Source organism: Niabella soli DSM 19437, from assembly GCF_000243115.2.
Lineage (GTDB): Bacteria > Bacteroidota > Bacteroidia > Chitinophagales > Chitinophagaceae > Niabella > Niabella soli.
In genome coordinates this window covers 3,356,413-3,368,888 of the sequence record NZ_CP007035.1, presented here as the reverse complement: position 1 = coordinate 3,368,888, position 12,476 = coordinate 3,356,413, and the positions used below count along the sequence as shown (strand labels likewise).

Sequence of the window (12,476 nt, the reverse complement as noted above, 5' to 3'; positions counted from 1 at the left end):
GCCGGAGAAAGGGAAAAAACCAACGGCATCCTGGTTTTGTTGTTGGTCGCCATCGTTACGGGCAATACATAACACCAATAAAGGCTGGAAGTTAATGCCGAACCGGTTAATGTTGATGGAATGCAGGGCTATGTGCAACCTGCAGATGCAGCCCAACGGATAATGCATCTAGTAAGGGTGTGTAGGGGGCTAGGTCCTTTTTTCTTGCAGGAACAGAGTTCATACATTGTCTGTAAAAGAAAAATCAGCAATAATTTGGCAAATTACGTTTATTTTTGCCGTTTTTATAGCATATATAGTTTGTGTTGAGCGAAGGCCGTTGAAAGGGTAAAACATCAACGTGTAATAAGGGAGTCGATAGAATATTTTTAGCTGCCGTTGGTGTTGAGTGGGAGCCGTTGAAAAGGTAAAACACCAACGGGATGTTTTTGTTGGTGGCCGCCATCGCTGCGGGGCCATGCGCAACACCAACAAAGTGCATAAAACAAAAAATCCCGGAATTACTCCGGGATTCTTGTGGTGTGGGCCGGGATCGAACCGGCGACACAAGGATTTTCAGTCCTTTGCTCTACCGACTGAGCTACCGCACCTTTTCAGGATTTTGCTCCTAAGGGAGTGCAAAAATAGGGGTTTTACACAAAAACTGCACATTTATTTTTGACTTACATCCCAAATTCACTCAAAAACTTGATCCGCATGATCTTTAACTGCTCCCAGTTAAAATCATAGTCGGCCAGTTCTTCCTGGGCCAGTTGCAGGGAAGAGGTTTCGCAGCCTTTAAAATATTCGATGATCTCATCCTGTTCTTCTTCATCCAGCATTTCATCTATTGCGTAGCCCAGGTTTAGTTTGGTGCCGCTGGCAGCAATGGTTTCCATTTCCTCCAACAGTTCGTTCATCTGCCAGCTTTTATTTTTCGCGATGGTTTCCAGCGGAATTTTCTTATCGGTTTGCTGAATGATATAAACCTTGTTTCCACTTTTATTTACAACACTCTTCATCACAAAATCATCCGGCTTCTCAATATTATTATCCTCTACATACCGGGAAATCAGCTCCACAAAAGGTTTTCCGTAACGAATGGCTTTGCCCTTGCTCACTCCCTGGCACTTTTCCAGTTCTGCGGTTGTGGTGGGGTAAAGCGTTGCCATATCCAGCAGCGAGTTTTCAAGGAAAATAACGAAGGGCGGCAGGCTTTTTTTCTTCGCTTCTTTCTGACGCAATTCCTTTAGCATTTCAAATAGCCGTTCATCCGTTGCCACAGAATTACCTTCATCGCCCGCGGCCTCATCATCATCCCATGCCTCTTCAAATTTATTATTGAGCACAACGGGAAATGCCTTTGGTTTTTTAAGGAATGCGGTACCCGCCGGAGTCAATTTCAACACGCCGTATTCCTCAATATCTTTTTTGAGCAACCCTTCCAGCAATAGCTGCCGTATCAGCGAATTCCAAAACAACGAATCCTGCCCTTTCCCCGCCCCAAAATTGGTAAGCCCCTCGTGACGAAACATTTTTACCTGTGGCGTTAACTTACCGATGAGGATATTTACTGTATAATCAGCAGCAAAGCGCTCATCCAGTTCCATAATAGTTTTTAGCACCAACACTGCTTCCGCCTTGGCTTCCATGCGCTCTTTGGGATGGCGGCAATTATCGCAAAGCCCGCAGTTTTCTACCGTATATTGCTCGCCAAAATAACTAAGGATCACTTTGCGGCGGCACACACCACTTTCAGCGAAGGCCACCGTTTCGTTAATCAACTGTGCTCCTACCTCCCGCTCGCTCAGTGGCTTATCGCGCATCAGGTGTTCCAGCTTGCTTACGTCTTTATGTGAATAATACAACAAACATTTTCCTTCCAATCCATCGCGCCCCGCGCGCCCTGTTTCCTGGTAATAATTCTCGATGGATTTAGAGATATTATAGTGGATTACAAAGCGGATATCCGGCTTGTCGATCCCCATTCCAAAAGCGATCGTGGCAACGATAACCTGAACGTCTTCATTCAAAAACTGGTCCTGCCGCTCTGCACGCAACTTGCTGTCCAGCCCGGCATGGTAGGCCACCGCTTTAATGCCGTTGGCCATCAGGATGTCGGCCAGCTCTTCCGTAGTTTTCCGGTTTAGCGTATAAATGATACCACTTTTGTTTTTCATTCCTTTTATGAACCGCACCATGCTTTCGTTGGTTTGCTTCTTGCTCACTTTTGGTACGATCTCATAATAAAGATTATCGCGGTTAAAGGAGGAAATAAAAATATTGGCATCTTTCAGCGCCAGGTTTTTTACAATATCGCTTTGGACCTTTGGTGTGGCGGTTGCGGTTAACGCAATTACGGCAGCTTCGGGGTTGATCTGGTTCATCATTTCCCGCAGGCGGCGGTATTCCGGCCGGAAATCGTGCCCCCATTCGGAAATACAATGTGCTTCATCCACGGCGAAAAAGGAGATCTTCAGATCGCTGAAAAAAGTAAGGTTTTCCTGTTTGGTAAGTGTTTCCGGCGCTACATATAATAATTTCGTTTTACCGGTTAACAGGTCGTCATGGACCTCTTTTATTTCTTTCTTATTTAAGGTCGAGTTTAAGAAATGCGCAATTTCATCGTTACTGTTGTATCCCCGTACCAGGTCCACCTGGTTTTTCATTAACGCGATCAATGGTGAAACAATTATTGCCACACCCTCCATAATTACTGCAGGTAACTGATAACAAAGGCTTTTGCCGCCGCCAGTGGGCATAATAACAAAGGTATCTTTACCGGATAACAACGATTCAATAATGGCTTCCTGGTTTCCTTTAAATTTTTGAAAGCCAAAGTGTTTTAGCAACTGTCCGTGCAGATCTAATTTTGAGGTTGTTTTTTTTACACGTTTAGTTGCTGGTTCTTTTGCTTTCTTTTCACTTTTCACTGCCATTTTATATATAAATGTGATTTTTAAATCGATTAAAAAATATCCTTAAAAGTTACACCGGATTTCCCTAATAAAAAAATTATTAAAATTTTTTAAGGACGGCGAATTTACTCAAGCTTTTTCGCGTTTTAAAATAATATTGGTTAAAGTTTTTTATACATAATAAACGATATTTTTGCGTTTTCATAACCGAGGATGTTATTTAGATGAGTGACAATATTTTACAACGGGCCCGACGTACCTTTCTTCTGGAGGCCAATGCGCTGAACGACGTGGGCTTATTGCTGGACGAAGCTTTTGAGCAATCAGTACAGTTGATTCACAATTGTAATGGCCGCGTGGTTTTCAGCGGTATTGGCAAAAGCGCATTGGTGGCGCAAAAGATTGTTGCTACATTTAACTCAACGGGAACCCCTTCTATTTTTATGCATGCTGCTGATGCATTGCATGGCGACCTGGGCATGGTACAGGAAAAGGATATTGTTGTAATTTTAAGTAAAAGCGGTTATAGCCCGGAAATAAAAGCCCTGGTACCGCTGATAAAAAACTTTGGGAACAAGATCATTGCGATTGTTGGCAATAAGGATTCCTACCTGGCACAGCAGGCCGATTTTATTTTAAATACCAGTGTTAGCCAGGAGGCTTGTCCGAATAACCTGGCGCCTACTTCCAGCACAACGGTGCAAATGGTTATGGGCGATGCGCTGGCGGTATGCCTGATGGAGCTGAAAGGGTTTAAAGACGACGATTTTGCAAAGTTTCACCCTGGAGGAACACTAGGTAAAAAACTATACCTGACAGTTGCGGATGTTTTTACAGCAAACGAAAAGCCCATGGTTCTTGAAACGCAATCGTTGAAAGAAGTGATTGTGGAGATTACAAAAAGAAGACTGGGGGTAACGGCGGTTGTAGATGAAAAAGGCCAACTGGCGGGTATTATAACGGATGGAGACCTCCGGCGGATGCTGGAAAAGAATACCGATATTGAACAAACCGTGGCGCGCGATATTATGACGAAACACCCTAAAACGATTGATCCGGCAGAGCTCGCTGTTTCTGCGCTGGACCTGATGCGCAGAAATGCCATAACGCAGTTGGCGGTAGTTGCCGGAGCAGAATACCAGGGCATTATACATATACATGATTTGTTAAAAGAAGGACTGATTTAAATTAAAGAAAATGAGTAACCGATATGTTGCAATAATGGCCGGAGGCATCGGAAGCCGGTTCTGGCCTAAAAGCAGAACCAATTATCCCAAACAGTTTTTAGATATCCTCAACACGGGTAAAACCCTTATCCAGTCTACTTTTCACCGGTATAATAAAATTGTTCCCGCCGAGAATATTTTTGTAGTTACTTCGGATGAGTATACAGATATCGTTGCGGAGCAATTACCGGATCTTCCACAGGAAAATATAGTTGCCGAGCCGTTTAGAAAGAATACAGCACCCTGCATTGCTTATATCGCGTTCAAGATCTTTAAAAAAGATCCCGATGCTATTATGATCGCGGCACCTTCCGATAATCTTATTTTAGAAGACGATGCTTTTGGGGAAACGGCAGAGAATGCGTTACAGTTTGTTGAATCGGTAAACGCACTGGTGACCCTGGGCATTAAACCCAGAACCCCTAATACGGGCTATGGCTATATTCAGCATGATACGATGGAGGCGGCGCCGGGTATTTATAAAGTAAAAACCTTTACAGAAAAGCCCAACCTGGAGCTGGCGAAGGTGTTTGTAAAAAGCGGAGATTTTCTTTGGAACTCCGGCATTTTTACCTGGAAGGTAAAAAACGTTCTGGCTGCATTTGAAAAATTTCTTCCGGAAGTGCACGAGGTTTTTGCTGCAGAAATTGAAAAATTTAATACGCCGGAGGAAAAAAAAATAATAGAAGAGATCTATTCGCAATGTCCGAGTATTTCCATCGATTTTGGCATTATGGAAAAAGCGCCGAATGTTTATGTGATCCCTGCTTCCTTTACCTGGAGCGATCTGGGCACCTGGAACAGTGTGTATGATAACATGAATAAGGATTATTTTGACAATGCCGTAGTGGGTAACGAGGTGATGGTTTATGACACCCACAACAGCGTGGTGCATGTACCCAATGATAAATTGGTGCTGTTACAGGGCCTGGAAGACTTTATTGTGGTGGACACCAAAGATGTTCTTTTAATTTGCAGGAAAGATAAGGAGCAGGAAATAAAAGATTATGTGGCAGATGTGAAAAGAAACAAAGATGAAAAATACCTTTAACGCGATTGTTTTTGAATGATGATATTTAAACAGACTTAAAACGTTATATCATATGCTAACACAATATGCAATAAACAGCCTGCTTTTTTTAGATATTGAGACGGTGCCGCAATACCCCGCGTTCAGCGATGTGCCGGAGGCCTGGAAACATTTGTGGGAACGAAAGGCCGGCGCGTTGATCCGGAACCGCGATGAAGAAACGCCGGAGGGAGTATATGAACGGGCCGGCATCTACGCAGAATTTGGAAAGATCATCTGCATCAGTTGCGGGGTGGTACAGGGGGCAACCAATAACCGGAAAATGGTTTTGAAATCTTTTTATGGAGATGATGAAAAGCAACTCCTGACCGGCTTTTCGGAGATGTTGCAGAAATTCACTGCCAATGAGCAACGCTATCTTTGCGCGCATAACGGGAAGGAATTTGATTTTCCTTATTTATGCCGGCGGATGCTCATCAATGGGCTTCCCCTGCCGGTTATCCTCAATACTGCGGGGAAAAAACCCTGGGAAGTAAACCACCTGGACACTATGGAGCTTTGGAAGTTTGGCGATTTTAAAAGTTATACTTCTTTAAACTTGTTAGCTCATGCATTGGATGTGCCTACGCCTAAGGATGATATTGATGGAAGCATGGTAGCGAGCGTTTATTACAATGAAAAAAACATCGAACGTATTGTTACCTATTGTCAGAAAGATGTGGTAACCGTGGCCCAGATCTTCCTGCGGATGAGCGGGGAGGTATTGATTGAAGAAAAGAATATTGAGTACAAATAAAGTGCTGGCTAAAAAATTATTTTCCCGCGGATCTCGCAGAGATTTTTTCCCTCATCTGCGATAGTTTGCTCCGGGCAATTGTCGGAATGCGGGAACTTTAATCCTAGAATACAATTTTTAAACTCTTTAAATTGGAGGAAAAGTAATAGCGATGCGACAAAATTTTTCATCGGGAGCCGTTTGGGAAGATATTGTAGGATACAGCCGTGCGGTTAAAGTGGGCAATTTGATTGAGGTAAGCGGCACGGTTGCAACGGATGAAAAGAATAATATTGTAGGCCCGGGGGATGCCTATGCACAAACGTATTATATCCTGGAAAAGATAGAAAAAGTGTTGATAGCTGCAGAAGCCACAATGAAAGATGTTATACGCACAAGAATGTTTGTTACCGATATCAGCCGCTGGCAGGAATACGGGAAGGCGCATGGAGCCTGGTTTAAAGACATAAGACCCTGTACCTCCATGATAGAAGTAAGCCGTCTTATTGATGTGGAATATTTAATAGAAATAGAAGCGACTGCTATTTTACCGGTTGTTGAAAATACCTGATACCGCTGAATGAAACGTGCAGAATATATTGCCTTATCTGCCTGTACCATGATGCTGACCGCGCTGGGTATCGACATCATGTTACCGGCATTGGGTGAACTGAGGCAATACTGGGGCCTTAGCCCCGGCTCAACGGCAACCTCCAATATTATTGTTTTCTTTTTTATGGGTCAGGTGGTCCAGCTAATTTTCGGAATACTTTCAGACCGCTTCGGGCGCCTGCCTGTTTTAAGAGCGGGGTTTCCCTTATACATCATCGGGGGCATTGTTGCAACCTATGCCCATAGCCTGGAAGGGATGTGCGCCGCGCGCTTTGTAGCGGGCATGGGTGCCTCAGCGGTATTTACTACCACCATCGCGGGGGTCCGCGATCGTTTTAAGGGCGATCAGATGGCCCGGACGATGTCATTCATTTTTGCCATTTTTCTTTTCACCCCGATTTTCGCACCATTCCTTGGAATGGCTCTGCTTGCTGTAGCATCCTGGCGGACTGTCTTCCTTACGCCTCCCCTGTTTGCAGGAATCGTATTCCTGTGGTCGTTGCGGTTGAAGGAATCACTTCCGGAAAACGAACGCAGTGTGCTGAACTGGGCATCCATTGGCGGCACGCTTAAAAAAATAATAAGTAACAAAACCTTTCTCCGGTATACCACTATTTCTACCTTACTTTTTGCTGCACTAAGTTCTTATGTTTCCAGCTCCGAGCATATGGTGGGTGTAATTTATGGGCGACCGCGGCTCTTTCCGTGGATCTTTGCGGCCATTGGTTTAACAATGGCGCTATGTTCTTTATTTAATTCACGTCTTTCTGTCCGGTATGGGGCAAAAGGTGCGATATTATTATTGTTGCGGGTATATGCCCTTCTGGCCGGCATCCTATTGGTGGTAACTATTATTGAAGAAGGGCGGCCTGATATGCTTTCTTTTTTTGTTGTACTGGGGCTATTAATGGCGATCAACCTGGCTATAGAACCTAATAGCAGTGCGCTTGCTCTGGAGCCCATGGGTCAGATGGCCGGCATGGCTGCCTCTGTGTCCGGAACGATTTTCTTTTTTGTAGGAGCATCCCTGGGGGCTTTTATTAACCAGTTGATGAAGCATAGCGTTGCTCCATTGGTCATCAGCTTTTTTGTTTTTGGCAGCATCGGGTTATTGTTAGCAGGCACGGATAAAAGACGCGAGAAATATTCTTAACGGCGAAGGCGGAAGGGCGCAAGGATTTCATTTAAAAGCTACCGATAAATAAGCAATAGTATACCGCAGCCCCTCGTCTGAATGCCCGCCGGGTTTCATTCCTGCCAGCGAAAGATTAATCCTGGAGGGGCTAATAAAAATCTTATCTTAAAAAAAAGAAGACCTTTACACATTAATTCAAGCGAAAATGAATATTGAAGATATCAGAGAGTACTGTTTACAACAGAAAGGCGTGGAAGAAAGTTTTCCTTTTGGTCCGGAAACACTTGTCTTTAAAGTGAGCGGAAAGATCTTCCTGCTCATGGGACTGGGCGGAGATCCGCTGCAGTTCAATGTAAAGTGCGATCCCGATAAAGCGCTCGAATTAAGGGAAACCTACACCGCCGTTCAACCCGGTTACCATATGAATAAGAAACACTGGAATACGATTATTGTCGACGGCACGGTGTCTAATAAGTTATTAAGAGAATGGATCAGCGATTCTTATAAGCTGGTAGCGAAGATCCATTAATAACCTTCAGACGGCGCAGATCGATCTTATTTTTCTACGATAAATCGGGATGTGGGAAAAGATAAGGGCGAACGCACAAATTTAAAAACCGCCACCAATACCCGCCTGAACCGGACGGGCAGGCACGAATGAATTCGCTGTTGTGTCGTCTCCAAAGAAAACAGACACAAATGCGCCGCAGGCGCATTTGTGTTCTATTCGTGCATTGGCGGCCTACTGATCAGTTTATGTGTTTACTGCGCGGAAAAATAAAGCCGTTAATTTGTAGTTGACACAACACTCCGGCTCTGATGCTGCTCGTTGTAAAATGCCAGAATATCTTCAAGCAATTTTCGGTCATTGCTAAGGCGCGGAACCTTGTGTTGCCCGCCCAGCTTGCCTTTGTGATGCAGCCATTCAATAAAAAAGCCTTTAGACAGTGCATGCACAACGGGTAGCCGCAATGCAATATCCTTATGCCGCTTGGCTTCGTAATCGCTGTTGATTGATTGTAATGATTGGTCCAATGCTTCGGTGAAAGCGGCAAGATCTTCCGGTTCTTTTTCAAATTCGATCAGCCATTCGTGCCCGCCATTTCCCTCGTTGGAAAAATAGATCGGCGCAGCCGTATAATCGTTTACCACAGCGCCGGTTTTCATGCCGGCCATGCGTATTGCCTTATCTGTATTGTCGATGATTACCTCTTCGCCAAAAGCATTGATGAAATGCCGGATCCTCCCGGAAACAATTATTTTAAACGGATCTTTTGAAACAAACTGAATGGTATCGCCCAGCAAATACCGCCACAGTCCGCCGTTGGTGCTGATGACCGGGGCGTAATTGGTGCCCAGTTCCACATCCCGCAGGCCAATCGTTTGGGGGTCGGCCGACCCGTATTCGCTCACCGGCATAAATTCCATAAAAATGCCATGATCTGTAAACAGCAGGAGGCCGTCGTCTCCGGGAATTTCCTGTGCACCAAAAAAGCCTTCGCTGGCATTGTAGGTTTCCAGGTAATTGATCTTCTTCCCAATCAGTTGTTCAAACTGTTCTTTATAAGGAGTGAAAGAAACGCCGCCGTGCATATATAATTCCAGTCCCGGCCAAACCTCAGCAATGGATTGTTTCCCGGTAATTTCAAGGACCCGTTTAAACAGCACCAACGTCCAGGTGGGCACCCCGCTTACAGAAGTTACATTTTCACCGATCGTTTGTGCGGCAATTTTTTCCAGTTTCGTTTCCCAGTCATCCATTAAAGCAATGCTCAATTCCGGCGTCCGTAGCCAATGCCCCCAAAACGGGCTATTCTGTAAAAGCACCGCACTCAGATCACCAAACTGTGCTTCTTCATTTACTGCATTAATATTATGACTTCCGCCAAGTACTAATCCTTTGCCGGTAAGCATTGTACTATCCGGGTTATACTGGTAGTACATCGTCAGCACATCTTTTGCCGCTTTGTAATGACAATCCTCCAGGCTTTCTTCACTTATCGGGATAAATTTACTTTTATCGCCACTGGTGCCGCTGCTTTTTGCGAACCAGGCAATGGGCGAATTCCAAAGCAGGTTCTGCTCCCCGTTCATGCAACGCTCTATATAGGGTTTCAGATCGTTGTACTCGTGGACAGGAACTGCTTTCTTAAAATCGCGGATATTATAAAGACGATTGAATCCGTATTTTCTTCCGAACTCTGTGTACTGGGCGGAGGTAGCCAGGTTTTGCAGCACCTCCCGCTGTGTATCTAACGGGTGGCCGCGCCAGCCATCAATGCGCCATTGACGCATGCGTGCTAATGATGATATTGCCGGACTTAATAATGGCATTTGCAATCTGCAATATAAGCACAAAGGAATAAAAACGGGGGAGTTTTATTGGAGCGTATTTGGAGTACTCTTTTATGAGCCCGGGCCGCTTCCGCTGCACCATCAAAAAAATCAAAAAACACAAGAAATAAGCACAAAGTGTTATCTGAAGAACGTTGTTTGCGCTTAATTTTACCAACATGAAAAAGCAATTGTTTGTCGGCCTTATTGCGCTGCTGCTTACCCAATGCGCCGTAGCACAGGATAACTATACCCAATACGTAAATCCCCTGATCGGCACAAAAAAAATGGGGCATACCTACCCGGGGGCAACGGTTCCGTTTGGTGCGGTTCAACTAAGTCCGGATACAGATACACTCCCCTACTCCGTAAACGGGAAATACAATGCAGATGTTTATAAGTATTGCGCAGGATATCAATACGACGATCCTACAATTGTTGGGTTTAGTCATACCCACTTTAGCGGAACGGGTCATTCGGACCTGGGCGATTTTTTAATTATGCCCACCACCGGCAAATTGCAGCTAAATCCGGGAACGGCAGCCCAACCTGAAACCGGTTACCGCAGCCGTTACAGCCATTCCAGCGAAGTAGCCACACCGGATTATTATAAAGTGAAGCTGGAGGACGATAATATCATGGCCGAGCTGACCACTACCACCCGCGTGGGCGTGCATCAATACACTTTTCCAAAGTCAGACGAGGCGCATATTATCCTGGACCTCATGCACGGCATCTATAATTATGATGATAAAAATGTATGGACTTTTGTTCGCGTAGAAAATGATACGCTGGTTACGGGTTTCCGGCAAACCAACGGGTGGGCGCGTACGCGGATTGTATATTTTGCCATGACCTTTTCAAAACCGATCGCTTCCTATGGATTTGCCAATTTTAAGACCTACCCTTATAAAGGATTTTACAAACGATTCGACCAGTCGAACAATTTTCCGGAAATGGCGGGCGAACAGATCCGCGCTCATTTTGATTTTAAAACAAGCGAAAATGAAAAACTGCTGATCAAGTTTGCATTGTCGCCCGTAAGCACGGCGAATGCCATTGAAAACCTGCGCATCGAAACGCCGGGTAATGATTTTGCCACAATAAGAAAACAGGGAGAACAAAAATGGAATGAAGAGCTCAGCAAAATAAAAGTAGAAACGTTGAACAAAGATGCTAAGGCCAACTTTTATACAGCAATGTACCATGCATTTCTGAGTCCGACGGTGTATATGGATAACAATAACCAATATAAAGGGCTTGACCAGAATGTGCATAAAGCCGATGGGTTTACGAACTATACCACTTTTTCTTTGTGGGATACCTACCGGGCGCTGCATCCGCTTTTTAACCTGATCCAGACCAAACGGAACAATGATATGATCAAAAGCATGCTGGCGCACCAGGAGCAAAGTGTGCATAAGATGCTGCCGGTATGGAGTCATTATGCCAATGAGAACTGGTGCATGAGCGGTTATCATAGTGTAGCGGTTATTGCCGATGCTATTGTAAAAGGAACGAACACTTTCGACGCCAATAAGGCATTGGACGCCTGTATACAAACCGCAAATGTTTCCTACTATGATGGGTTGGGCGAGTATATAAAGCGGGGCTATGTGCCGGATGACATTCGGCCTAATTCCGTATCAACCACGATGGAATATGCTTTTGACGACTGGAGCATTGCGCAGGCAGCAAAAAAACTGGGCCGGATGGATGTATACAACACCTTTTTGAAACGTTCTCAAAACTGGAAAAATGTTTATGATGCTTCTATTGGTTATATGCGCCCGCGGTTAAGCAACGGCAGTTTCCGGAAAGAGTTTGATGTACTGTCCACCAACGGGCAGGGATTTATTGAAGGGAATGCCTGGAACTACAGTTTGTTTGTACCCCAGGATCCGGAAGGGATGATTGCTGCAATGGGCGGCGAAAAAAAATTTATACCGCATCTCGATTCTTTATTTACCATGCATTTGCCGGATAAATTTTTTGAGGAAACAGAAGACATTACCCGTGACGGGATCATTGGCAATTATGTGCATGGTAACGAACCCTCCCATCATGTAGCGTACCTGTACAATTTTGCTCACCAGCCCTGGAAAACACAGGAGCGCGTGCGCATGATCTTAAAAAAGCAATATAAACCCGATGTGGACGGTTTGGGCGGTAATGATGATTGCGGGCAAATGAGCGCCTGGTATATCTTCAGCACGTTGGGCTTTTATCCCTTTGCCCCCGGATCGGATGATTATCAGTTGGGAAGCCCCGCGATAAAAAAAGCAATATTACAATTGGAGAATGGGAAAACCTTCACCATTGATGTAAAAAATCAGGGGGATAAAAATGTATATGTATCCAGGGTATTGCTAAATGGAAAAGAGTTTAAGGGTACTACTCTAAAACACAGCACCATACTGGGTGGCGGTGTTTTAGAATTTGTGATGTCATCTAAACACTGATAATA

9 protein-coding genes and 1 tRNA gene are annotated in these 12,476 nt (G+C 44.7%); 7 read left to right on the top strand and 3 right to left on the bottom strand.

Features of this window, described 5'->3' with window-relative positions; all coding sequences use genetic code 11:
• Positions 1-517: 517 nt before the first annotated feature.
• A tRNA-Phe gene (locus NIASO_RS14295) sits at positions 518-590 on the bottom strand.
• Between the two features lie 72 nt (positions 591-662).
• Complete coding sequence (recQ, locus tag NIASO_RS14290) at positions 663-2,918, bottom strand: DNA helicase RecQ (protein ID WP_008586927.1); 2,256 nt, start codon at positions 2,916-2,918, stop codon at positions 663-665.
• Between the two features lie 203 nt (positions 2,919-3,121).
• Here recQ and NIASO_RS14285 point away from each other — a divergent pair, with 203 nt between their 5' ends.
• The 6 genes from NIASO_RS14285 to NIASO_RS14260 all read left to right on the top strand — a co-directional run bounded on the left by NIASO_RS14285 (position 3,122) and on the right by NIASO_RS14260 (position 8,204).
• On the top strand, positions 3,122-4,084 hold the full coding sequence (locus tag NIASO_RS14285; RefSeq protein WP_008586925.1) for a KpsF/GutQ family sugar-phosphate isomerase: 963 nt from the start codon (positions 3,122-3,124) through the stop codon (positions 4,082-4,084).
• Between the two features lie 10 nt (positions 4,085-4,094).
• Entirely contained in the window at positions 4,095-5,174 is a 1,080-nt protein-coding gene (locus NIASO_RS14280; protein ID WP_025298999.1) for a mannose-1-phosphate guanylyltransferase, read from the top strand.
• A 52-nt stretch (positions 5,175-5,226) separates the two neighbouring features.
• Entirely contained in the window at positions 5,227-5,949 is a 723-nt protein-coding gene (locus NIASO_RS14275) for a 3'-5' exonuclease (RefSeq protein ID WP_008586920.1), read from the top strand.
• Positions 5,950-6,100: 151 nt separating this feature from the next.
• Positions 6,101-6,499, top strand: coding sequence for a RidA family protein (locus tag NIASO_RS14270; protein WP_008586918.1), 399 nt, complete (start codon positions 6,101-6,103; stop codon positions 6,497-6,499).
• A gap of 9 nt (positions 6,500-6,508) precedes the next feature.
• On the top strand, positions 6,509-7,693 hold the full coding sequence (locus NIASO_RS14265; RefSeq protein WP_008586917.1) for an MFS transporter: 1,185 nt from the start codon (positions 6,509-6,511) through the stop codon (positions 7,691-7,693).
• 187 nt (positions 7,694-7,880) lie between these two features.
• A complete protein-coding gene (locus tag NIASO_RS14260; protein ID WP_008586914.1) occupies positions 7,881-8,204 on the top strand; it encodes an MmcQ/YjbR family DNA-binding protein in 324 nt (107 codons plus the stop codon).
• Positions 8,205-8,461: 257 nt separating this feature from the next.
• On the opposite strand, the gene NIASO_RS14255 is transcribed toward NIASO_RS14260, so the two are convergent.
• Entirely contained in the window at positions 8,462-10,009 is a 1,548-nt protein-coding gene (locus NIASO_RS14255; RefSeq protein WP_025298998.1) for a GH3 auxin-responsive promoter family protein, read from the bottom strand.
• 179 nt (positions 10,010-10,188) lie between these two features.
• On the opposite strand from NIASO_RS14255, the gene NIASO_RS14250 reads away from it, so the two are divergent.
• Complete coding sequence (locus tag NIASO_RS14250; protein ID WP_008586910.1) at positions 10,189-12,471, top strand: GH92 family glycosyl hydrolase; 2,283 nt, start codon at positions 10,189-10,191, stop codon at positions 12,469-12,471.
• The last annotated feature ends 5 nt before the right edge of the window (positions 12,472-12,476 follow it).